Source organism: Mycobacterium sp. (genome assembly GCF_049280035.1).
GTDB lineage: Bacteria > Actinomycetota > Actinomycetes > Mycobacteriales > Mycobacteriaceae > Mycobacterium.
Genome location: NZ_JBAPPI010000274.1, coordinates 1 through 22,535, shown reverse-complemented (window position 1 = coordinate 22,535; position 22,535 = coordinate 1). Strand labels below are relative to the sequence as shown.

Sequence of the window (22,535 nt, the reverse complement as noted above, 5' to 3'; positions counted from 1 at the left end):
AGGTGAGCGGCGATGAGGTGGGGGCACGCCCCCTCGCCGCTGCGCGGCTGGGGGGACCCCCACCCGCTTGCCGGGGAAAGCGGCGCTCATGTGCGATGACGGTACACCGTGACCTAGAGCCGTTCGGCCAGCTCCAGACGGGTGTCGCCGTAAACCCGCTGCGGCCATGGCTGCCAACCGGCCGGCCAGCTCAGCGGCTGGCTGGTGGCGGCGCGCTCAACGACGGCGAGCGTTCCTTCCTGCGTCCAGCCGTGGGTAGTCAGCGCGGCCAAAGCGGTGTGAATATCGGCGGTCTCGACGTCGTAGGGCGGGTCGGCCAAGACCAGGTCGACCGGCGCTGCGGCCCCGGCTGCCAGCACCGCATCCACCAGCCCGCGACGCAGCGTCGCGCCGGGCAAGCCAAGCGTCGCGATGTTGCGCGCGAGGACTGCCGCCGCCCGGTGGTCCGACTCCACAAACAGCACCGACGTCGCACCGCGCGACAGCGCCTCCAGGCCCAGCGCACCTGACCCGGCATAAAGATCCAGGACGGACATACCATCGAGGTCCCGCCGGGCGGCCACGATGTTGAACAGCGATTCCCGGACCCGATCGGTGGTCGGCCGGGTTCCCCGTGGCGGTACCGCGATGCGCCGCCCCCCGGCGACGCCGCCGATGATCCGGGTCATAAGCGCCGCTGTCCCCCGCAAGCGGGTGGGGGTCCCCCCAGCCGCGCAGCGGCGAGGGGGCGTGCCCCCACCTCATCGCCGCTCACCTGTTCGTCGCCGGCGCGGTCAGGTGAGCACCACCAGCAAGTCCCCGCCCTCCACCTGGGCGGTAGCGGATACCGCCACCCGTTCCACCGTGGCATCGGCGGGCGCGGTGATCGGCGCCTCCATCTTCATGGCCTCGATGGTGGCGATGGTTTGGCCGGCGTTCACCCGGTCGCCGACGGAGACGCCGACAGTGACCACCCCGGCGAAGGGTGCCGCGACGTGATTGGGATTGGCCCGGTCAGCCTTCTCCGCGGTAGGCATCGTGCTGGCGATACTGCGGTCACGAACCTCCACCGGCCGCAGTTGACCGTTGATGATGCACATCACGGTGCGCATCCCGCGTTCGTCGGGCTCGGAGATGGCTTCCAAACCGATCAGCAGCTCCACGCCGGGTTCCAGTTGCACCCGGTGTTCTTCGCCTTGGCGCAAGCCGTAAAAGAATTGGTTGGCCGACAGCCGCGACGTGTCGCCATAGCTCTCCCGATGAACCTCGAATTCCTTTGTCGGCCCGGGGAAGAGCAGTCGGTTGAGGGTGGCTTGCCGTTTCGTGCCAAGCAGCGCGAGCGTGGCCTCGTCGTCCGCCGTCAATTGCTCGACGGGCCTGGCCGGGCCGCGGCCGGCCAGGGCCTTGGTGCGCAGCGGTTCGGGCCATCCACCTGCCGGGTCACCCAATTCTCCACGCAGAAACCCCAACACTGATTCAGGGATGTCGAATCGACCTGGATCTGAGGCGAATTCGTCTGCGCTCACCCCGGCACCGACCAACGCCAGCGCCAAATCGCCGACCACCTTCGACGAGGGTGTGACTTTGATCAGCCTGCCCAGCACCCGATCGGCGCCGGCGTAGGCCTCTTCGACCTCCTCGAACCGGTCCCCCAAACCCAGCGCTATGGCCTGCTGGCGCAAATTCGACAGTTGGCCACCTGGAATCTCGTGGTGATACACCCGCCCCGTTGGCCCTGGCAACCCAGATTCGAAGGGCGCGTATACCTTTCGCATCGCCTCCCAGTACGGCTCCAGCGCGCAGACCGCCGACAGCGACAAACCGGTGTCGCGCTCGGTGTGCACGGCGGCGGCGACGATCGAGCTCAGCGCGGGTTGGCTGGTGGTTCCCGCCATCGGCGCGGCGGCACCGTCGACGGCGTCGGCGCCCGCATGCCACGCCGCCACATAGCTGGCCAGCTGGCCGCCGGGTGTGTCGTGGGTGTGGAAGTGGACCGGCAGGTCGAAGCGGCTGCGCAGCGCACTGACCAGTTTTTGCGCCGCCTGTGGCCGCAGCAGTCCGGCCATGTCCTTGATGGCCAGCACGTGGGCCCCGGCGTCCACGATCTGCTCGGCAAGCTTCAGGTAGTAATCGAGCGTGTACAGCTGCTCACCCGGGTCGGACAGATCACCGGTGTAGCACATCGCGACTTCAGCTATCGCAGAACCCGTTTCGCGCACCGCGTCGATCGCCGGGCGCATCGACTCGAGGTTGTTCAGCGCGTCGAAGATCCGGAAGATGTCGATACCGGTGGCGGTAGCCTCCTCAACGAACGCCGACGTGACCAGCTCCGGATACGGCGTGTAGCCAACGGTATTGCGGCCGCGCAGCAGCATCTGCAGGCAGATGTTGGGCATCGCTTCACGCAGCTCGGCCAGCCGCTCCCAGGGGTCCTCCTTGAGGAAGCGCAGCGCGACATCGTAAGTCGCGCCTCCCCAGCACTCCACCGAAAGCAGTTGCGGCATGGTGCGGGCGAGGTAGGGGGCGACCATCACCAGGCCGCTGGTGCGCACCCGGGTGGCAAGCAGCGACTGGTGGGCGTCGCGGAACGTGGTGTCGGTGACGCCTACCGCTGGCGACTCTCTGAGCCAGCGCGCGAAACCCTCCGGCCCCAACTCGACCAGCCGTTGCTTCGAGCCCGGCGGTGGCGCGGCTTCCAGATCGACGTCGGGCAGCTTGTCGTGCGGATACACCGTCGAAGGTCGCGAGCCGTGTGGTTTGTTGACGGTTACGTCGGCCAGGTAGTTAAGGATCTTGGTGCCGCGGTCGGCCGACGATCGCGCCGTGAGCAGTTGCGGGCGCTCATCGATGAACGAGGTGGTGATGCGGCCGGCCTGGAAATCCGGGTCGTCCAGGACCGCTTGCAGGAACGGGATATTCGTCGACACACCGCGGATGCGGAACTCCGCAATCGCCCGTCGTGCCCTGGACACAGCGGTGTGGAAGTCGCGGCCCCGGCAGGTCAGCTTGACCAGCATGGAATCGAAGTGCGCGCTGATTTCCGCGCCCAGATTCGTGCCGCCGTCCAGCCGGATGCCCGCCCCGCCCGGACTGCGGTAGGCACTGATCCGGCCGGTGTCGGGCCGGAACCCGTTGGCCGGGTCTTCGGTGGTGATGCGGCACTGCAGCGCCGCACCATGCGGCCGGACCGTCTCCTGCCGCAGACCCAAATCGTCGAGCGTCTCACCGGAAGCGATGCGCAGCTGGCTGGAGACCAGATCAACGTCGGTGATCTCCTCGGTAACCGTGTGCTCAACCTGGATCCGTGGATTCATCTCGATGAAGACGTGATGCCCGCGCTCGTCCAGCAGGAATTCCACCGTGCCCGCGCAGCTGTAGCCGATGTGGCGGGCGAAATCCACTGCGTCGGAGCAGATTTTGGCGCGAAGCTCCTCGGGGAGATTCGGAGCTGGCGCCAACTCGACGACTTTCTGGTGGCGCCGCTGCACACTGCAGTCCCGCTCGTAGAGATGGATCACGTTGCCGTGTGTGTCGGCCAGGATCTGAACCTCGATGTGGCGCGGGTTGATCACCGCCTGCTCGAGGTAGACCGTCGAATCCCCGAATGCCGATTCGGCTTCTCGGCTGGCGGCTTCGATGGCCTCGGGCAGCGCGGCGGGATCGGTGACACGCCGCATTCCGCGGCCCCCGCCCCCGGCGACCGCCTTGACGAACAACGGGAATTGCATATCCGAGGCAGCCGACATCAGCTCATCGACGGATGCTGACGGCGCCGACGAGGTGAGTACGGGCAGGCCGGCTTCGCGCGCGGCCGCGATTGCACGAGACTTATTGCCGGTCAGCTCAAGCACTTCCGCGCTAGGCCCGACGAATGTGATACCCGCCTCCGCGCAGGCGGCCGCCAGCTCGGGGTTCTCCGATAAGAATCCGTATCCGGGGTATACCGCGTCGGCGCCGGAACGTCGTGCCGTGTCCACGATCTCGTCGACCGACAGGTACGCTCGCACCGGGTGGCCGATGTCGCCGATCTGATAGGACTCGTCGGCCTTGAGGCGGTGCACCGAATTTCGGTCTTCGTACGGATAGACGGCGACGGTGCCGACGCCGAGCTCGTAAGCCGCGCGAAACGCGCGGATAGCGATCTCGCCGCGATTGGCCACCAACACTTTCGAGATCACGCGCGTCCCCTACCTCGGCTGTTTATAGAAGCGTCGACCAGTAGTCCCAGAACCGGGCCAAAATCAGCAGAAAGACCGCGGTGAACCAGAGCGCGGCGATCGACCAACGCCACCGGTAGAGCTCACGCGTTACTACGCTTTTCTGGCTTTCACCCGCCGGTCGGAACGCGATCGAGGCGACCACCACCAACAGCGAGATGGTGGCCACCCACACCACCATGCAGTACGGGCACAATGCCCCGATCTGGTAAAGACTTTGGAAGATCAGCCAGTGCACGAACCCGGCGCCGGCCAGGGTCCCGACGGCTATTCCAACCCAATACCACTGCGGTAGCGGCACTTTCGCCACAGCCAAGACGCCGGTAACCGTGATGACGCTGAACGCGGCGATACCGATGAGCGAATTCGGAAAGCCCAGCACCGATGCTTGTGGCGTTGTCATCACCGAACCGCACGACACGATCGGGTTGATGTTGCACGACGGCACGTACGACGGGTTGCGCAGGATCTCGATCTTCTCCACCGTCAGCGTGAACGACGCGATCAGCCCGATCACCCCGGCGATCAGCACCCACCATGCGCTGGCCAGCGGCACCGGCACTGTCTGCCGCGACGACGAAGCCGAATCCTGCGCCGGCTCGCCAGCTTGCGCTGACACCTCGACGGTCACGACGCCGGTGGGGTCGCCGCCGTGTCGAGGCCGGGGACATCCCCGACGATCTCTTTGATCTTGTCCACCAGTGCCTGAGGCGTCGACCACTGGTAGTCCTGGCCGTTGATGCGGATCGTCGGGGTGCCGTGGACGCCGGCAGCCTTGACCAAGCCGTCGACCATCGGGATGTACTTGCCGCTGTTGACGCAGTCCGGAACCTTGCCCACCACGCCGGCCACCCGAGCAAACTCGATCAATTTGGCGTTGTCGGGGAACGAGGTGCCGGTCTCGGAGGGTTGGATGCTCTGGCTGTACAGCTCGTTGTGGAAACGCCGGAAGGCGTCGATCGACTCATCGGCGACGCAATAGGCCGCATTGCCGGCTCGTGACGAGTAATCATCGTTCTGCGGTCTGCTGAGCAGCCCCACCATGTAGTAGTCGGCAGCGATGGCGCCGCTGTCGATCAGCTTGGACACCGTCGGTCCGAACGCGCGCTCGAAGTTCCCGCAGGCCGGGCAGAGGAAGTCCTCGTAGAACGCCACGTCCGCCTTGGGTTTGCCGTCTTGGGTGATCAGCTTGCTCGACGTCACCCGTACCGCCCGCCCGGCACCGGAAGAAGTTTTCTTGTTATGCGAGATCACGATGTAGCCGACCAAGACGACGGCGAACAGCATCACGATCGCGGTGAGCCCGATCCTGACCAGCAGGTCGCGTCGGCGCCCGGCGGCCTTCAGGTCGTAGCTGGCTGGCCGTTTCGGTTTGGCGGCTTTGGCGCCCATGGGCTCGCTCACCCTCCGTCGAGTCGTAGTCGGTTGGTCCGGCCGCGGCGCGGCCGGCGATAGCGTCTAAGCGTACCGGCGTCGCTATCGCCAGGTCAGACGCGGCTGAGGTGAGCCCGCAACGCCGAAATCAACTCGGTGGTGGCGACGGCACTGCCGCCGCCGAGCTGGAACAAGTTGGCGAAGGCATGGGTCAGCGACCCCATGGAGCGTAAATCGACGGCAGTACCGGCAGCTTGCAGCGCGGCGGCGTACTGCTCGCCCTCGTCCCGCAGCGGGTCGAAGCCCGCGATCGCAATCAGCGCGGGCGGAAGCCCCGACAAACCCTCGGCCAGCAGCGGTGACACCCGCGGGTCCGTCGGCTCGACGCCCGAACCACCCAAGTAGTGCGCCTCGAACCACTCGATGTCGTGCTTGGTCAGCACGAAACCGTCGGCAAATAAGGAATGGGACCGGGTCTGCGCGGTCAAGTCGGTCCGCGGGTAGATGAGCCACTGCAGCACCGGCACGGGGCCACCATCGTCGCGTACCAGCTGGGACACCACAGCCGCTAGGTTGCCGCCGGCGCTGTCGCCGCCGACGGCGACCTTGCCGGGGATCGCCCCAAGATCGCCGGCATGTTCGTGGGCCCATCGAAACGCCGCATAGGCGTCGTCGACGGCGGCCGGTGCCGGGTGCTCAGGGGCTAGCCGGTAATCGATCGACAGTACGTGGACGTCGGCGTCGCGGCAGGTCAAGCGGCACAGCGCATCATGGGTGTCCAGGTCGCCGATCGTCCAGCCGCCGCCGTGGTAGAAGACCAGCAACGGCGCCGGCTCGGAGGTCGCCGGACGGTAGTGCCGAGCCGGGATTTCGCCGGCAGGTCCGGGTATCGACAGGTCGCTAACCCCAACGTGAACCTGCGGACCCGCGAAGGCCAGCGCCATCTCACGCGCCTGGGCCCGGGAGGCCGCTGGGTCCTCGTCGACGACCAAGCCGTTGATGCCGACAGCTCGCTGCCCGGACAGCATGAGCTGCAACGTGGGATCTAGCGTGTTGCCGTCGATCGTGACCGAGCGGCCCCCGGCCAGCAGCCGCGCGGCGGGGGTCGGTACCCAGGGAATCACCTTGAAACCGACGTTGGTGGCAACGCTCTGCAACCGACCGCTCCAACCGCTAGACGACCGTAGCACTCTGAGCTGCAGATCCGACGCGCCTGGCAGACTTCGTGTCATGGCTAGTCCCTTGCGTCCCTCGGTCCCACTGAACGACGGAAATTGCATTCCCGCCGTCGGGTTCGGCGTATTCAAGATTCCGCCCGCGGACACCGAGCAGGCGGTGGGCACCGCGCTAGGCGCCGGTTACCGCCATATCGACACCGCGGCAATGTACGGCAACGAACGCGAAACCGGCCGCGCGGTCGCCGAGTCCGGCGTGCCCAGAGACGAACTCTACTTGGTTACCAAATTGTGGAACGCCGACCAAGGCTACGACAGCACGCTGACGGCATTCGAGGCCAGCATGAATCGGCTGGGGATCGATTATCTGGACTTGTACCTGGTGCATTGGCCGATGCCCCAGCGCAACAAATATGTCGACACCTTCAAGGCCTTCGCTCATTTGCGCGACCAGGGCCGGATCCGGTCCATCGGGGTCAGCAATTTCGAACCCGAGCACCTAAGTGTCCTCATCGATGCCACCGGGATCGTTCCGGTCGTCAACCAGGTCGAGCTGCATCCGCGTCTGCCGCAAACCGAGTTACGGGAGGTGCACGCCCGCCTGGGCATCGCGACCGAGGCGTGGGGACCGCTCGGGCAAGGATCGTTGCTGACCCATCCGACGATTACCGGGATCGCCGAAAGCTGCGGCCGAACACCGGCCCAGGTGTTGATTCGGTGGCATATTCAGCTGGGTAATATCGTGATCCCCAAGTCGGTGAACCCTAAGCGGATTGCGAGCAACTTTGACGTGTTCGATTTCGAACTCAGCAGCAACGACATGGCGTCAATCTCTTCGCTCGACGATGGCAACCGGCTCGGTCCTGATCCACGAACCTTCGACTTCACAGGCAGGTGAATGACATTGACCGGCGAGTCGGGCGCCTCGGTCCCCAATGTAGCGCTCAATGACGAGAACACGATGCCGGCGCTTGGCCTCGGCGTTGCCGAATTGTCCGACGACGAGACCGAGCGCGCGGTCTCGGCGGCACTGGAGATCGGGTATCGGCTGATCGATACCGCCGCGGTTTACGGCAACGAAGCCGCGGTCGGCCGCGCTATCGCGGCTTCCGGCATCCCCCGCGCGGAGCTGTTCGTCACCACCAAGCTGGCCAATGCCGATCAGGGCATCACCTCTACCCAGGCGGCCTGCAAGGCCAGCCTGGAGCGGCTCGGCCTCGACTACATCGACCTCTACCTGATCCATTGGCCGGCACCGCAGTTGGGCAAGTACGTGGACAGCTTCGGCGGCCTGATTCAGTCACGCGGCGACGGATTGGTCCGCTCGATCGGGGTGTGCAACTTCACCGAGGAACACTTGTCGATGGTTATCGATCTGACCTTCGTCACCCCTGCGGTCAACCAGATCGAGCTGCACCCGCTGCTCAACCAGGCCGAGCTGCGCGCGGCCAACGCCGCGCACAACATCGTCACCGAGGCTTACAGCCCGCTGGCGGTCGGCAGGGTGCTGGATAACCCGACGGTGACGTCGATTGCCGCCGAATACAGCCGCACCCCGGCGCAGGTGCTGATCCGGTGGAGCCTGCAGCTGGGCAATGTGGTGATTCCGCGGTCGGCCAAGCCCGAGCGCATCGCCAACAACATCGACGTCTTCGATTTCGAGTTGGCCGCCGAGCACATGGACGCGCTCAACGGTCTCAATGACGGCACCCGGGTGCGCGAGGATCCGCTGACCTACACGGGCATCTAGCCCGGCTGTCCGGCCGGGCAGGTAGCCGTGGCTTGACGCAGCGCATCGGCCGAAGCCTGGTCGATGGGAAGCGCGTAACCGCGCGACACCGCGATGTATTGCATGGCGTATTGGCACCAAAACGCGTTGTTGGGTGGCATCCATAGCGCCGGCTGGGAATCGCCTTTGTCCTCGTTTGCCTTACCGGACACCGCCAGCAGGTTGGCGGGATCGTTGGCGAAGCGCACCCGCTCGGCGACCGGCCAGTCGTAGGCCCCCATGTCCCAAGCCAGCGCCAGCGGCACGATGTGGTCGATTTCTACCGACGCCCCGACGCCGGCGCCGCGATGAAAGTTGATGGTGGCGTTGGTGTACGGATCGTGCAGGGTGCCGGTTTCGACGGCGTTCGGGCAGCGTTTGATCCACACATACGTCTTGTCGACAAGGTCGCGGTTGAGAATGTCGTCGCGGGTGTCGCACCCGTTGTGCCCGCCGGGCGCGTCGTTGTCGTCGGTCCAGGCGTCGCCGTACGCCGCACGACGATAGTCGTAGCGATGGATCCTGGCCGGCACCAACGTGATTCCGCCCAGCTCGTCGACACCGGGCTGCACGGTCGGAACGTCGGCTCGCGCCGCGAACTCCCGGGCGCGCTCCCCCGCTGACGTCACCGCCACCTGGTAGGCGACCAGCACCGCGAGCACCGCAATCGCCGACAGCCACAACAGAGTCTTGCGGGTCATGATTTGTCCAGGTAGGCAATACGTTCAGTACCGGTGAAGGGCGCTGCCAGGAGCGCCAATCCGGGATGCGCGGTCTCCTCGTCGTAGATCTGCTCGCAGAACTCCCGGGCCGCTTCGATGATGTGTTGGTGGTCGATCAGCGACAGCAGTTGCAGCGTGATCGCACGCCCGGACTGGCTGCGGCCCAGCACATCTCCTTCCCGGCGCTCCTTGAGATCTAGGTCGGCCAGAGCGAACCCGTCCAGGGTCCCGGCGACGGCGTTCAATCGCCGGCCTGCCCGGGAATCCGGCGCCACCGAGCTCGCCAGCAGGCATAGGCTGGCGTGCGAGCCCCGACCAATGCGGCCGCGCAACTGATGCAATTGGCTGATACCGAACCAGTCGGCATCCATCACCAGCATCACGGTCGCGTTCGGGACGTCGACGCCGACTTCAATGACGGTGGTGCACACCAACACGTCGATGTCGCCGGCGCGAAACGCCGTCATCGCGGCGTCCTTCTCCTCGGCGGGCAGCCGCCCATGCATGAGTCCCAGCCGCAGACCGGCCAACTGGTCGCTGCGCAGACGGGCGAACAGCTCTTCGGCTGTCGCCGAAGGCCTTCCATCTTGCTCGGCCTGGCCGCTGCTATCGGTCTCGTCGATCCGCGGCGCCACCACATAGGCCTGGCGCCCCTCGGCGACCTCCTCGATGATGCGCCGCCAGGCCCGGTCCAACCATGCCGGCTTGTCCTTGATGAAGACGGTGGTCGTAGTGATCGGCTGCCGGCCGCGGGGAAGCTCGCGCAGCGTCGACGTCTCCAGGTCGCCGTAGACGGTGAGCGCTACCGTCCGCGGTATCGGCGTCGCGGTCATCACCAGCAGGTGCGGTGTGATCCCGGCAGGCGCCTTGGCCCGCAACTGATCTCGCTGCTCGACACCGAACCGGTGCTGCTCGTCGACGACCACCATGCCCAGCTGGTGGAACTCGACCGCGTCTTGCAGCAGCGCATGGGTGCCCACGACGATGCCGACCTGACCGCTGGTGATCTCGCCGCGAACTTGTTTCTTCTGAGCCGCTGACATCGAGCCGGTGAGTAGCGCCACTCGGGTGGCGCTGTCGGCACCGCCGAGCTGGCCGGCCATCGCCAGCGGCCCAAGCGCCGAGTTGATCGACAGGAGATGTTGTGCGGCAAGGACTTCCGTTGGAGCCAACAGCGCGCACTGGTAGCCAGCGTCGACCATCTGCAACATCGCCAGCACCGCGACGATCGTCTTGCCCGACCCCACCTCACCTTGCAGCAGCCTGTTCATCGGGCGGATGGAAGCGATTTCAGCAGAAAGCACCTCCAGCACCTCACGCTGGCCGGCGGTCAGTTCGAATGGCAAGCGCTGCAGTAGTTCTTGCTTCAGTCCATCCGAACGCGATGGCGCCGCCGGCCCGGACTGGGAAAGCTCGCCATGGCGGCGACTCACCAGCGCCCACTGCAGCCCGACAGCCTCGTCGAAGGCCAAACGTTCACGGGCACGTCGCCGCTCGGCCGCATCTTCGGCCAAATGGATGGCACGCAGCGCCTCATCTTCGGAGACCAGATTGTGCTCAGCACAAAACGCTTTGGGCAACGGGTCGGCCACCGGGTCGAGGACCTCGAGCACCTGGCGAACACAGTTGAAGATGTCCCAGCTCTGCAGTTTGGTACTGGCCGGATAGATCGGGTAGAAGCGACGTTCGAACGCCTCTTGCAACACCTCGCCACTGACAGCCTGTGACGCGTCGGCGATGTTGCGCAGCGACCGGCTCCCGCGGTTCCTGCCGTCCGCGGAGTCCAGGATAAGGAATGCCGGGTGCGTCAATTGCATTGCGCCCCGGAAGAACCCGACCTCTCCGGAGAGCATCACCTTGGTGCCTTTGGTCAATCCCTTCTTCAGGTAGCGAGGGTTGAAGAACGTGGCGGTGACCTTGCTGCGCCCGGAGCCGAGGGTGACGAGCAATATCTTGTCCCTCGGACGATTTCTGATCGGCCGCTCAACCACACCGGTGATCTCGTCGACAAGCGTGATGTGCTCACCTGCGGCCGGCCGCTCGTCGCCGGCGCCGCGCACGCTTGCGCCCTCGACGTAGCTGCGTGGGTAGTGGCGGAGCAGGTCGTCGACGGTGCGGATACCGAACACCTCGTCGAGCGGGTTCGCGGCTTTGGCGCCAACGATGTAATCCAGGCGGTCACCGAGCGCGACCATGGCTACTCGACCCCGATCAGCAGCGCGTCGCCGCGGTGCCCAGTGTGATAGGTCATCAGCTCGGTACCCGGGTGGCGGTCGTGTATGTGGGCTTGCAGCCTTTCGCTCACTATCGCCCCGTCGCCATCCCCATCAATGTCGGCGCCCACCAGCACCGTCACCAACTCGCCACCGGCGGCCAACAGCAAATCGATCAACCCGATCGCCGCCAACGCCACGTCGGGCGCCACGATCAGCACCTCGTCGCCCGCGATGCCCAGCCCGTTGCCGGGTTCGCAGGTGCCGGCCCAGGTCAACGCCGTTTCGGTGGCTATGCGCACCGACCCATGCTTAGCGGCACCGGCGGCGCGGGCCATCGTGTACCCATCGTTGACGGCTTGCCGGCCGGGTTCATGTACGGCGAGCGCGGCCAGCCCCTGCACCATCGATCCGGTCGGCAGCGGCACCACATCGATACCCCACCCGATGGCCGCGGTGCAGCCGGCGACCAGCTCCTCGGCGGCCAAGTAACCGTTGGGCAACACCATCACCTGCGCGGCTTCGGTGTCCACCACGGCGCGCAACAGTTGCTGGGCACTGATGGCCGTCGTCGGGTCGGCGACGTGCGGTCCGGGGCGCAGCACGCAGGCCCCCTCGCCGGCGAACAACTCCGCCGCGCCGTCGCCGTCGACGACCGCCAACACCGCGCGCTCCCTGCTCCAGCTGCCCGGCGGTAGCCCGCTGGCGGGGCCGGTCAGCGCCGAGATCTGGATCCGCCGCGGGTCACCGAACGCCAGACCCGCTTCGACGGCCGCCCCGGCGTCGTCGGTGTGGACATGGACCGAATAGCCGCCGACCACGCCGGACGTCGCGATGGCCACCGACTCACCGAGCTCGTCCAGCCGTTCGCGCAGCAGGTCGGCTCCCTCGGTGTCGCATCCGCCCAGCAGGTACATCACCTCGAATTGCGGCGCAGGGGGTTGCGCGGCGGGCTCCGCCACTTGCGGACGCGGCTGTGTCGGTGCTGGCTCGTACAACGTGCGGTTCGGCGCCTGCCCGGTGATCGTCGAGCGCAAGGCGTCGAGCAGGACCAGCAGACCCCGCCCACCGGCGTCGACCACACCGGCATCGCCCAGCACATCGAGCTGCTCCGGCGTCTTCTCCAACGCGACCACCGCGGCGTCGCCGGCGGCGGTGATCGCCCGGGCCAGCCCCTCCTCGGCGCTCTGCTCGACGGCACCGGCGGCTGCCCGCAACACCGAAACGATCGTCCCGGGGACCTCCTGGCCGCCCATCGAGCTGATAACCAGATCCACGCCGTGGCGCAACGCCGCGCCGAGCAGCGCTGCGTCGATGACGTGCAGCTCGCCGCCGGATTCGGCGACGGCGCCGGCGGTGACGTCGGCGATGCCGCGCAGAATCTGCGACAGAATCACCCCGGAGTTGCCGCGCGCGCCGTGCAACGCGCCTGCCGACAGGACGGCGGCCACCCGAACGACGTCACCGGAGCCTGCCTCCGTGTTGGCCTCAGCCAGCGCCGAGCGCATGGTGAACAGCATGTTGATGCCGGTGTCGGAGTCGGCGACCGGGAACACGTTCAGCCGATTGATCTCGTCGATGTGGGTGATCAGGTCACTAACAGCGGTGTGCGCCCAGTCACGCAGTGCGGACGCGTCCAATGGGCGATCCGGCCTAGCCAGCCCCGACCCCACCTGAACCCACCTCCTCGCGCTGCCATCGGTGGGCGCCAGCCTATCTATTGAGGCCGACAGCACAGGTCACATGGCACCCGGCGAGTGTTGATCGTTTTGGCGGTTCTGCCCTGCGGCGGCTATTCTGGCCAGGTCGTCGGGCCACCCATCAGGTCGTTGGCCCCAGAGATTTGAGGAGTCTCACGTATGGCTGCCGTGTGCGATATCTGCGGGAAAGGCCCCGGCTTCGGTAAGTCGGTGTCGCACTCCCATCGCCGGACCAGCCGTCGGTGGGATCCCAACATCCAGAGCCTGCGCGTTGCCACCCGCCCCGGCGGTAACAAGCACCGCATCAACGTCTGCACGTCGTGCATCAAGGCCGGTAAGGTCACCCGCGGCTAGCGGGTGACACCTCCTCGCGTCGTCCGTTTGCCGATCGCGCAGCGCGAAGACGCTGAAATAGTGACTTGTCGAGGTTTGCGCACCTCCTAGGCTTCTCGTGTGGCGAAGCTGCGGCCACCGGATTCGGCGGACCCGCATGACAACACCAGCCCGCAAGGAGACCTGCTACGGCAGTTGCCAGTCGATCGGCTCGCCACCCATCTGAGCCAACAGTTCGTTGGCGCGGCTGAACGGCCGTGAGCCGAAGAATCCCCGCGACGCCGAAAGTGGCGAGGGATGCGGCGATTCGATCGAGACACAGTCACTGCCCGCCAGCATCGGCTTCAGCGTCGAGGCGTCGCGGCCCCACAAAATGGCCACCATCGGCTGCCGACGATCCACCAGAGCACGAATCGCGCACTCTGTAACAGCCTCCCAGCCCTTGCCGCGGTGAGACGCCGGGTTGCCCGGCCGCACGGTCAGTACCCGGTTCAGCAGCAGCACCCCACGCTCTGCCCATGGCGTGAGGTCGCCACTCGAAGGCATCGGGTAGCCGAGGTCTTTGGCATATTCGGCGAAGATGTTGTCAAGACTTCGGGGCAGTGGGCGCACGCCGGCGGCTACCGAAAAGCTCAGGCCGACGGCGTGCCCGGGTGTCGGATACGGGTCCTGGCCGACAATCAGAACTCGCACTTGGTCGAACGGAAAGGTGAAGGCCCGCAACACATTCGGGCCAGCTGGTAGATAGCCTCGGCCTGCTGCGATCTCCTCACGCAGAAACTGGCCCATCTTGGCTACCTGGTCGCCGACCGGCTCCAATGCAGTTGCCCAACCATCGTCAACGAGTTCATGCAACGGCCGGGCGGTCACGCCAGCCCCTTCGCCAACAACACCGGGTCACCCTAACGTCCAAACGACTGCCAGCCGGCGTATCCGTGCCACGTTGCGCCGTCGACAAGGACCCGCGCCGGCCCGTCGAGCACCCGCCCGATCATCCGCCACCCCGCGGGAACTGGGCCGGCAAACACTGCGACCAGGGCATGGTCCTCTCCCCCGGCGAGCACCCATGTCCACGCGTCGACCCCTGCGGCTTCGGCGGCCCCCAGCAGTGCTTCACGATCGGCGCGCAGCGCTTCCGTGCTCAGGTCGACGGTCACGCCGGATGCCTGGGCCAGATGCCGCAGGTCGCCAACTAGACCGTCGGAAATGTCGATCATCGCCTGAGCACCCGCGTCGGCGGCCGCGCGCCCCTGCCCGTACGGCGGTTGCGGAACGAGATGGTGACGCCGCAAGTCGTCGAATCCTTCAATACCGTTGTGCCACAACTCATATCCGGCAGCAGAGTGTCCGAGCTGGCCAGCGACGGCGATCCGCGAACCGGGCCGCGCCCCAGACCGCAGCACCGGCGCTCGGCCGGCCAGGTCGCCCAGCACGGTCATCGACACCACCCATTGCGGGCTGCTGACCAGATCTCCGCCGACGATGCCGGCGCCGATCCGCCCGGCCTCGTCCCACATTCCCTCTGCCAGCGCGCTGACCTGTCCGGTTGGCGTTTCCCGCGGTGCGCCAAAGCCGACAACGAATGCGGTGGCCCGTCCACCCATCGCCTCGATGTCGGCGGCGTTCTGCGCGATGGCTTTACGGCCGACGTCGTGTGGTGTCGACCAGTCCAGCCGGAAGTGCCGGTTTTCGATGAGCATGTCCGTCGACACCACGACGCGACCGTCGCCGGCCAACAGCACAGCAGCGTCGTCACCCGGTCCCAGAGCGACCGCGTCCGGCTGGCGCCGGCCCCGTATCAGCCCCTCGATCACGCCGAATTCGCCAACGTCACCCAGCGTGGGATCAGAGTCGCCGCTGCCCACGTCACCTCCGGTAGGTTCTTGTCCGCTGACTTCGGGAGTGTAAGCGGGATCGAAGGGGTTGAGCAGAAAGTGAGCTGATGGCCGACTCGGAGGGACCGTCGCGGGCGGTGCTGATCGCTGCTCTGGTGCTGGCGGTCGGCGCCATCGGCGTCATCCTGGCGATCGCGGGCACTCGTCACCCGCCGCTGAAACCGGTGGTAATCGCGACTGTCCCCGCTCAGCACGCGCAGGATCCACCCTGCCGGGCGTTGCTGGAAGCATTGCCGCAGCGACTTGGCGACTTTCAGCGCGCGCCCATCGCGCAGCCGGTGCCTGCGGGCACCGCCGGCTGGCGGGCGGCAAGCAATACCGAACCAGTGGTGCTGCGGTGTGGACTCGACCGTCCGACCGATTTCGTGGTCGGCTCGCCGATCCAGCTCGTCGACCGGGTGCAGTGGTTCCAGGTGCGCCAAGATGACCGCACCACCTGGTACACGGTCGACCGACCGGTCTATGTGGCGCTCACCCTGCCGCCGGGTTCCGGTCCGACGCCGATCCAACAGCTATCGGAATTAATCGACCACACCGTGCCGGCGGTGCCGATCAGCCCATCACCGGCCGGCTGACACTTTGGGCTAGCGAAGACCCGTCCCGCGCGCGAGCGCCGTTTCGACCATGGTCGCCACCAATGTCGAATAATCCACGCCGCTGGCTGCCCACATCCGCGGGTACATCGAGATTGTGGTGAATCCGGGCATTGTGTTGACCTCGTTGATCATTGGCCCGTCATCGGTGAGAAAAAAATCGACTCGCGCCAGGCCCTGGCAATCGATTGCGTTGAACGCCCGGATCGCCAACTCACGCACCGCGTCGCTTACGTCGTCGTCGATCTTGGCAGGCACGTCGAGTTCGGCGGCGTCGTCGAGGTATTTGGTCGCGAAGTCGTAGAAGGAGTCTTCCCGGCCGCGCACCCCAGCCACCCGAATCTCTCCGACGGTGCTGGCTTGCACTGTGCCGTCAGGGAATTCGAGCACGCCGCATTCCAATTCACGGCCGACAACGGCGGCTTCGACAATCACCTTCGGATCGTGCTGGCGCGCCTGGACAATGGCCGCGGGCAGCTCCTCCCAGTTGGTCACCCGGCTGACGCCGATCGATGAGCCGCCGCGCGCGGGCTTGACAAACACTGGCAGCCCAAGGCTTTCGCGCTGCGCGGGCTCCAGTGTCGACTGCGACGCCCGCAGCACCGCATACGCGCCGATCGGAAGCCCTTCGGCGACTAGCAACTTCTTGGTGAACTCCTTGTCCATCCCCGCCGCGCTGGCCAACACCCCGGCGCCGACGTAGGGCACACCGGCCAGTTCGAGCAGACCCTGGATGGTGCCGTCTTCCCCGTAAGGTCCGTGCAACACCGGGAAGACCACGTCGACGGACGCCAATACTCCAGCCCCACCGGGCGACAGCGATACCAACTCACCGGCTCGCCGCGGATTTGCGGCCAGAGTCAGCTCGGTGCCCGATTCGGAGCTCACTCCCGGCAGCTGTCGATTGGTGATTGCCAGCGCGTCGGGGTCTCCGTCGGTGAGCACCCACGCGCCGCCCGGGGTGATGCCGACCGCGACCACGTCGAACCGCTCCGGATCGAGGTTGCGCAAAATGCTGCCCGCCGAGACGCAGGAAATGGCGTGCTCGTTACTGCGTCCGCCGAACACAACGGCGACGCGGATGCGAGCGCGATCGGTCGTCTTGGCGGGGAAACGGGCACTCACAACCTAGAGAGGCTACCGCCTAGCTGCTGCGGTGCTGGTTACCACGAGGTTAGCTGCAGTGTGACCCGCAGCCAGGCTCATTCCGGTTTGGTGCTGCGTCCCAACAGCAGAACCACCGCCTGGTCCACCGACAACCCCTTGTGACAGACCCGGTGCACTGCGTCGGTCAGGGGCATCTCGACGTCGTAACTCGAGGCCAGTGCCAGCACCGACTCGCACGACGTCACCCCTTCGACGACATGGCCGCCGCTGGCCTGCCGCGCCGACTCCATCGTCTCGCCCCGGCCCAGACATTCGCCGAACGAGCGGTTACGCGAGCGCGGCGAGGTGCAGGTGGCCACCAGATCGCCGACCCCGGCCAGACCCGCCAGGGTTGTGCCTTTAGCCCCGACCGCTATCCCGAATCGCATGATCTCCGCCAGCCCGCGGGTGACGATCGCCGCTGCGGTGTTTTCACCCAGGCCCACCCCGGCTGCCATCCCGCAGGCCAGCGCGATGACGTTCTTGCACGCGCCGCCGATCTCGGTGCCGATCACGTCGGGATTGGTGTAGGGGCGGAAGTATCCGGTGTTCAGCATCCGCTGCAAGGCAACCGCGCGGCCGGAATCGCTGGACGCGATGACGGTGGCAGCGGGTTGCTCATCGGCGATCTCGCTCGCCAGGTTCGGCCCGGAAATGACCGCGACCTGCGACGTGTCAACGCCGGTCACCGCAGCGATGACCTGGCTCATCCGCATCAGCGTGTCCAACTCGATGCCCTTGGCGGTGCTGACCAGGGTCGCGCCCCCGGTGAACAGGCTTTTCCACTGTTCGAGGTTGGTCCGCATCGTCTGCGCCGGCACAGCCAGCAGCACGGTTGACGCCCCGCTCAGCGCTTCGTCCGGATCCCCGGTGGCCCGGATGCCCGGCGGCAACTGGACGCCGGGTAAGTAGTCGGGGTTGTGACGGTCGGCGTTGATTTCCGCGGCAAGGTCGGATCGCCGCGCCCACAGTGTGACCTCGCCGCCAGCGTCGGCAAGCAACTTGGCCAGCGCCGTACCCCATGCGCCGGCCCCCATCACCGCTGTTGTGCTGGCCATCGTTTGCTTCGTCCCCGTCCCGTCGATGCGCTAACCGCAGGCGCTCCACCGTAGCCCAGCGACGATGCAGATCGCCTAGCGATCTGAGGTGGGGGCACCCCAGCCGCGAAGCGGCGAGGGGGGCCAGCTGGGCAATCGAACCGTAGCCCAGGAGCCTAAGCCGGGGATGAACCTCGACGCTGGCAGGATGGCTATATGAACGGCAGCCGAGCCGACGCCGGCGGTGATGTCGGCTTGATCGTCGCCGTCAAGCGACTGGCCGCCGCCAAGACCAGGCTCGCACCGGTGTTTTCCGCACCGACGCGGGAAAACGTCGTGCTGGCCATGCTGGTTGACACCCTGACCGCCGCCGCAAGAGTCGGGTCGGTGCGACACATCACCGTCATCACGCCCGACGACGCCGCGGCGGCCGCGGCAACCGAACTCGGCGCCGAGGTGCTGTCCGATCCCACGCCGAACGGCCACCCCGACCCGCTGAACAATGCGATCGCCGCCGCCGAGCAGGTGGTGGCCGAATCGGTGTCCAATATCATTGTGCTGCAAGGGGATTTACCGGCATTGCAGACGCAGGAACTCGCCGAGGCGATCGTCGCGGCTCGACACCACGAGCGCAGTTTCGTTGCCGACCGGCTCGGCACGGGCACCGCGGCGCTGTTTGCCTTCGGCGCCCCGCTGGCCCCCCGATTCGGGCCGGATTCTTCCGCGCTGCATCGACGTTCGGGCGCGATCGAGCTCACCGGGGCCTGGCCTGGATTGCGCTGCGATATCGACACACCCGATGACTTGGCGGTCGCGCGCCGGCTGGGGATCGGACCGGCGACTAGCCGAGCTGTGGCCGCGAGCGCGCCGCGGTAACGACAGGTGAACGGCTTCTCAACGGCGAATGGACGTCAGCTGTTGGGTAGCAGCACCACCCGACAATGGGGAATGATCGCAAGGTGACCGATATCGAAGCTGCGGACACCGCAGTAACGACAACCTCAGCCGCGACACCGTCCAATGGTCCGGCTTGGCAATCGAGCGCCGCTGCGCCGGGCGCACCGCCCGCCGCCACGGCGGCCTTGGTCGAGGACGAACTTCCCGAGCACCGTTACCTCAACCGAGAGCTCAGCTGGTTGGACTTCAACGCTCGCGTGCTGGCGCTGGCCGCCGACACCTCGCTGCCCTTGCTGGAGCGGGCAAAGTTCCTGGCGATCTTCGCCTCCAACCTCGACGAGTTCTACATGGTTCGCGTCGCCGGCCTGAAACGGCGCGACGAAATGGGTCTGTCGGTACACTCCGCGGACGGTCTAACCCCGCGTGAGCAATTGCGTCGTATCGGCGAGCAGACCCAGCACATCGCCAGCCGGCATGCACAGGTCTTCCTCGACTCGGTGCGGCCCGGGTTGGCCGAGGAAGGCATCCACGTCGTCACGTGGGCCGATGTGCACCAGGCTGAGCGCGACCGCCTCGCGACGTACTTCAACGAGCAGGTGTTCCCCGTCCTGACTCCGCTGGCCGTCGATCCCTCGCACCCTTTTCCCTTTGTCAGCGGCTTGAGCCTGAACCTGGCGGTCACGGTCAGGCAGCCCGAGGACGGTGGTCAGCACTTCGCCCGGGTCAAGGTGCCCGACAACGTCGATCGTTTCGTTGAGCTCGACGTCAAGCAAGGCGCAGACGGATCGGCCGACAAGGAAGTCCGCTTCTTGCCGATGGAGGAGCTGATCGCGGCCTTCTTGCCGACGTTGTTCCCGGGTATGGAGGTCGTCGAGCACCACGCGTTCCGCATTACTCGCAACGCCGATTTCGAGGTCGACGAAGATCGCGACGAGGACCTACTGCAGGCGCTCGAGCGGGAACTGGCCCGTCGACGGTTCGGATCGCCGGTACGCCTCGAGGTGGCCGACGACATGACCGAGCACATGTTGGAGCTGCTGCTGCGTGAACTGGACGTGCATCCCGGCGACGTCATCCAAGTGCCGGGGCTGCTTGATCTGTCGTCGCTGTGGCAGATCTACGACGTCGACCGCCCGGCACTGAAGGATCCCGCATTCGTTCCGGCCACCAACCCCGCATTCGCCGATCGGGAAACGCCGAAGAGCATTTTCGCGACCCTGCGCGAGGGTGACGTGTTGGTTCACCATCCCTACGACTCGTTCTCCACTAGCACCCAGCGGTTTATCGAGCTGGCTGCCGCCGATCCCAATGTGCTGGCGATCAAACAGACGCTGTACCGCACGTCGGGTGACTCACCGATCATTCGGGCGCTAATCGAAGCCGCCGGGGCCGGAAAGCAAGTAGTGGCACTGGTCGAGATCAAGGCACGATTCGACGAGCAGGCCAACATCAGGTGGGCACGCGCGCTGGAGCAGGCGGGGGTCCATGTGGCGTACGGCATGGTGGGCTTGAAAACGCATTGCAAGACTTGTCTGGTGGTGCGCCGCGAAGGCTCGGCGATCCGGCGCTACTGCCATATCGGGACCGGCAATTACAACAGCAAGACCGCCCGGCTCTACGAGGACATCGGCCTGCTGACCGCCGACCCCGACATCGGTGCCGACCTGACCGACTTGTTCAACTCGCTGACCGGTTATTCGCGCAAGCTGGACTACCGCAACCTTTTGGTGGCACCACATGGTATTCGCAAAGGCATCATCGAACGCGTCGAGCGGGAGATTGCGGCTCACCGCGAAACCGGCAACGGCCGGATCCGGCTTAAGATGAACGCGCTTGTCGACGAGCAGGTCATCGATTCGCTCTACCGCGCGTCGCAAGCCGGAGTGCGCGTTCAGGTCGTGGTGCGCGGAATTTGTGCATTGCGGCCCGGCGTCGAGGGCTTCTCCGAAAACATTTCCGTGCGCTCGATTCTGGGCCGGTTCCTGGAGCACTCGCGCATCCTCCATTTCCGCTCCCTCGACGAATTCTGGATCGGCAGCGCCGACATGATGCACCGCAACCTCGATCGCCGGGTCGAAGTGCTCGCTCAGGTGAAAGAGCCCCGACTGACCGCACAGCTGAACGACATCTTCGAGTCGGCGCTGGACCCGGCGACGCGCTGCTGGGAACTGGGGTCCGAAGCACAATGGACCGCGTTGCCGAAAGCGGGTCACACGGTTCGCGACCACCAGGTATCGCTGATGGAGCGACACCGGAGCTCCTGAGGCCACCTGTACCATTTCGACGATGTCCATCAGCCGCGAAGGTACGAATTGACTTGCCAGCGTTACGGTGCCGACTCGCACCCGGTCGGATGACCTGAGTGTGAGCGAGAAAATCGTGTCGGCCGCCGGTGCGGTGCTCTGGCGACCCGGCCCCGGCGAGTCGGTCGAGGTTGCCATCATCCATCGCCCTCGCTATGACGATTGGTCGCTGCCGAAGGGCAAAATGGATCCCGGGGAAACCGAACCAGTAACCGCGGTCCGAGAACTTTTCGAGGAGACCGGTCACCGTGCCCAACTTGGTCGCCGACTGCAAAGCGTGAGCTACCCAGTCGACCAAGGTGTCAAGCGGGTTCGCTACTGGGCGGCGCGCAGCCTCGGCGGAGAATTCACCCCCGGCCGAGAAGTCGATGATCTGGTCTGGCTGTCGACCGCCGACGCGATCGGAAAAGTCTCCTACCCATATGATCGAAAGGTCTTGCGCCGGTTCGCCAAATTCCCGGCGGACACCCAGACCATGCTAGTGGTCCGGCACGGCACCGCGGGCAGCAAGTCTCGATTCTCCGGTGACGACAAAATGCGGCCGCTGGACAAGAAGGGCCGGGCGCAGGCCGAGGCACTCGTCGGGCAGTTGTCCGCTTTCGGTCCCACCGACGTGTACGCAGCTGATCGCGTGCGCTGCCACCAAACGGTGGAGCCGCTCGCAGAGGAGCTGGGCGTGATCATCTGCAATGAGCCCACGCTGACCGAGGAGGCGTACGCCGACAACCCGAAACGCGGTCGAAGGCGGGTTCTGCAGATTGCCGACTTGCACCGCACACCGGTGATCTGCACGCAGGGCAAGGTGATTCCAGACCTGATCGCTTGGTGGTGTGAACGCGACGGGATACGTCCGGACAAATCCCGCAACCGCAAGGGCAGCACGTGGGTGCTTTCGCTGGCGGACGGCCGTCTGGTTGCCGCCGACCACATCGGCAGTGCCCTGGCCACCAACGTGGTGACCTAGCACGAAGATTCGCCGCGGGCGTCTCTAATGGAGTCAGCCCCGCGGCGAATCTTCGTGTTCAGCGGTTAGTGCCTACCTACGGCCACGACGGGCCGCGGTCTTCTTGGCCGGAGCCCTCTTGGCAGCGCGCTTCCTGGCCGGAGCCTTGCGCGCGGGAGCCTTCTTCACGGCTTTGGTGACCCGCTTTGCCGCCGACTTTGTAGCCTTCTTCACGGCTTT

The 22,535-nt window shown here is 66.0% G+C and carries 19 protein-coding genes; 7 read left to right on the top strand and 12 right to left on the bottom strand.

Annotation, left to right across the window (positions count from 1 at the left end; translation table 11 throughout):
- Window positions 1-113 precede the first annotated feature (113 nt).
- The 5 genes from rsmD to WAN71_RS08945 form a co-directional block, all read right to left on the bottom strand.
- On the bottom strand, window positions 114-668 hold the full coding sequence (gene rsmD, locus WAN71_RS08965) for a 16S rRNA (guanine(966)-N(2))-methyltransferase RsmD (protein ID WP_422224988.1): 555 nt from the start codon (window positions 666-668) through the stop codon (window positions 114-116).
- Window positions 669-773: 105 nt separating this feature from the next.
- Window positions 774-4,157, bottom strand: coding sequence for a pyruvate carboxylase (locus WAN71_RS08960; RefSeq protein ID WP_422224987.1), 3,384 nt, complete (start codon window positions 4,155-4,157; stop codon window positions 774-776).
- A 22-nt stretch (window positions 4,158-4,179) separates the two neighbouring features.
- A complete protein-coding gene (locus tag WAN71_RS08955; RefSeq protein WP_422224986.1) occupies window positions 4,180-4,827 on the bottom strand; it encodes a vitamin K epoxide reductase family protein in 648 nt (215 codons plus the stop codon).
- Complete coding sequence (locus WAN71_RS08950) at window positions 4,824-5,588, bottom strand: DsbA family protein (protein WP_422224991.1); 765 nt, start codon at window positions 5,586-5,588, stop codon at window positions 4,824-4,826. The genes WAN71_RS08955 and WAN71_RS08950 overlap by 4 nt, the downstream gene beginning before the upstream one ends.
- 95 nt (window positions 5,589-5,683) lie before the next feature.
- The gene (locus WAN71_RS08945) at window positions 5,684-6,802 is read right to left on the bottom strand and encodes an alpha/beta hydrolase (protein ID WP_422224985.1); all 1,119 of its coding nucleotides are present in this window, start codon (window positions 6,800-6,802) and stop codon (window positions 5,684-5,686) included.
- Here WAN71_RS08945 and WAN71_RS08940 point away from each other — a divergent pair.
- Together WAN71_RS08940 and WAN71_RS08935 are read left to right on the top strand one after the other, a co-directional pair.
- Window positions 6,801-7,643 carry an aldo/keto reductase gene (locus WAN71_RS08940; RefSeq protein WP_422224984.1) on the top strand — a complete coding sequence of 281 codons (843 nt, stop codon included), beginning with the start codon at window positions 6,801-6,803 and terminating at the stop codon, window positions 7,641-7,643. The genes WAN71_RS08945 and WAN71_RS08940 overlap by 2 nt on opposite strands.
- Before the next feature lie 6 nt (window positions 7,644-7,649).
- Entirely contained in the window at window positions 7,650-8,495 is an 846-nt protein-coding gene (locus WAN71_RS08935) for an aldo/keto reductase (protein ID WP_422224990.1), read from the top strand.
- Here WAN71_RS08935 and WAN71_RS08930 read toward each other — a convergent pair.
- The 3 genes from WAN71_RS08930 to WAN71_RS08920 are packed head-to-tail and all read right to left on the bottom strand — an operon-like array spanning window position 8,492 to window position 13,109.
- Window positions 8,492-9,214, bottom strand: coding sequence for an HNH endonuclease family protein (locus tag WAN71_RS08930; RefSeq protein ID WP_422224983.1), 723 nt, complete (start codon window positions 9,212-9,214; stop codon window positions 8,492-8,494). The two genes, WAN71_RS08935 and WAN71_RS08930, sit on opposite strands and share 4 nt — an antisense overlap.
- Window positions 9,211-11,430 carry an ATP-dependent DNA helicase RecG gene (gene recG / locus WAN71_RS08925; RefSeq protein ID WP_422224982.1) on the bottom strand — a complete coding sequence of 740 codons (2,220 nt, stop codon included), beginning with the start codon at window positions 11,428-11,430 and terminating at the stop codon, window positions 9,211-9,213. Before recG ends, WAN71_RS08930 begins: the two co-directional genes overlap by 4 nt.
- Before the next feature lie 2 nt (window positions 11,431-11,432).
- Complete coding sequence (locus tag WAN71_RS08920; RefSeq protein ID WP_422224989.1) at window positions 11,433-13,109, bottom strand: DAK2 domain-containing protein; 1,677 nt, start codon at window positions 13,107-13,109, stop codon at window positions 11,433-11,435.
- Window positions 13,110-13,307: 198 nt separating this feature from the next.
- Between WAN71_RS08920 and rpmB the strand changes: the two genes are divergently transcribed.
- Window positions 13,308-13,502 (top strand): 50S ribosomal protein L28, encoded by a 195-nt coding sequence (gene rpmB, locus WAN71_RS08915; protein ID WP_422224981.1) that lies wholly within the window; start codon window positions 13,308-13,310, stop codon window positions 13,500-13,502.
- A 165-nt stretch (window positions 13,503-13,667) separates the two neighbouring features.
- Here the strand turns inward: rpmB and WAN71_RS08910 are convergent, their stop codons facing one another.
- Together WAN71_RS08910 and WAN71_RS08905 are read right to left on the bottom strand one after the other, a co-directional pair.
- Window positions 13,668-14,351 carry a uracil-DNA glycosylase gene (locus tag WAN71_RS08910; protein ID WP_422224980.1) on the bottom strand — a complete coding sequence of 228 codons (684 nt, stop codon included), beginning with the start codon at window positions 14,349-14,351 and terminating at the stop codon, window positions 13,668-13,670.
- Window positions 14,352-14,383: 32 nt separating this feature from the next.
- Entirely contained in the window at window positions 14,384-15,346 is a 963-nt protein-coding gene (locus WAN71_RS08905) for a thiamine-phosphate kinase (protein ID WP_422224979.1), read from the bottom strand.
- A 77-nt stretch (window positions 15,347-15,423) separates the two neighbouring features.
- On the opposite strand from WAN71_RS08905, the gene WAN71_RS08900 reads away from it, so the two are divergent.
- Window positions 15,424-15,951: a DUF3515 domain-containing protein gene (locus tag WAN71_RS08900; protein WP_422224978.1), complete on the top strand. Its 528-nt coding sequence runs from the start codon at window positions 15,424-15,426 to the stop codon at window positions 15,949-15,951.
- A 9-nt stretch (window positions 15,952-15,960) separates the two neighbouring features.
- Here WAN71_RS08900 and WAN71_RS08895 read toward each other — a convergent pair whose 3' ends face one another.
- Window positions 15,961-17,094: a D-alanine--D-alanine ligase family protein gene (locus WAN71_RS08895; RefSeq protein ID WP_422224977.1), complete on the bottom strand. Its 1,134-nt coding sequence runs from the start codon at window positions 17,092-17,094 to the stop codon at window positions 15,961-15,963.
- A 77-nt stretch (window positions 17,095-17,171) separates the two neighbouring features.
- A complete protein-coding gene (locus WAN71_RS08890) occupies window positions 17,172-18,173 on the bottom strand; it encodes an NAD(P)H-dependent glycerol-3-phosphate dehydrogenase (RefSeq protein WP_422224976.1) in 1,002 nt (333 codons plus the stop codon).
- Window positions 18,174-18,368: 195 nt separating this feature from the next.
- On the opposite strand from WAN71_RS08890, the gene cofC reads away from it, so the two are divergent.
- The 3 genes from cofC (at window position 18,369) to WAN71_RS08875 (ending at window position 22,316) form a co-directional block, all read left to right on the top strand.
- Window positions 18,369-19,028 (top strand): 2-phospho-L-lactate guanylyltransferase, encoded by a 660-nt coding sequence (cofC, locus tag WAN71_RS08885; protein WP_422224975.1) that lies wholly within the window; start codon window positions 18,369-18,371, stop codon window positions 19,026-19,028.
- Window positions 19,029-19,093: 65 nt separating this feature from the next.
- Entirely contained in the window at window positions 19,094-21,313 is a 2,220-nt protein-coding gene (locus WAN71_RS08880) for an RNA degradosome polyphosphate kinase (RefSeq protein ID WP_422224974.1), read from the top strand.
- A gap of 67 nt (window positions 21,314-21,380) precedes the next feature.
- The gene (locus WAN71_RS08875; protein WP_422224973.1) at window positions 21,381-22,316 is read left to right on the top strand and encodes an NUDIX hydrolase; all 936 of its coding nucleotides are present in this window, start codon (window positions 21,381-21,383) and stop codon (window positions 22,314-22,316) included.
- Window positions 22,317-22,535 lie beyond the last annotated feature (219 nt).

What these genes read in the sequence shown, in the direction of transcription:
- rsmD (WP_422224988.1), bottom strand. Translation starts at nt 668, where the DNA reads ATGACCCGGATCATCGGCGGCGTCGCCGGGGGGCGGCGCATCGCGGTA.
- WAN71_RS08950 (WP_422224991.1), bottom strand. Translation starts at nt 5,588, where the DNA reads ATGGGCGCCAAAGCCGCCAAACCGAAACGGCCAGCCAGCTACGACCTG.
- WAN71_RS08940 (WP_422224984.1), top strand. Translation starts at nt 6,801, where the DNA reads ATGGCTAGTCCCTTGCGTCCCTCGGTCCCACTGAACGACGGAAATTGC.
- WAN71_RS08945 (WP_422224985.1), bottom strand. Translation starts at nt 6,802, where the DNA reads ATGACACGAAGTCTGCCAGGCGCGTCGGATCTGCAGCTCAGAGTGCTA.
- WAN71_RS08930 (WP_422224983.1), bottom strand. Translation starts at nt 9,214, where the DNA reads ATGACCCGCAAGACTCTGTTGTGGCTGTCGGCGATTGCGGTGCTCGCG.
- recG (WP_422224982.1), bottom strand. Translation starts at nt 11,430, where the DNA reads ATGGTCGCGCTCGGTGACCGCCTGGATTACATCGTTGGCGCCAAAGCC.
- rpmB (WP_422224981.1), top strand. Translation starts at nt 13,308, where the DNA reads ATGGCTGCCGTGTGCGATATCTGCGGGAAAGGCCCCGGCTTCGGTAAG.
- WAN71_RS08900 (WP_422224978.1), top strand. Translation starts at nt 15,424, where the DNA reads ATGGCCGACTCGGAGGGACCGTCGCGGGCGGTGCTGATCGCTGCTCTG.
- WAN71_RS08890 (WP_422224976.1), bottom strand. Translation starts at nt 18,173, where the DNA reads ATGGCCAGCACAACAGCGGTGATGGGGGCCGGCGCATGGGGTACGGCG.
- cofC (WP_422224975.1), top strand. Translation starts at nt 18,369, where the DNA reads ATGAACGGCAGCCGAGCCGACGCCGGCGGTGATGTCGGCTTGATCGTC.
- WAN71_RS08880 (WP_422224974.1), top strand. Translation starts at nt 19,094, where the DNA reads ATGGGGAATGATCGCAAGGTGACCGATATCGAAGCTGCGGACACCGCA.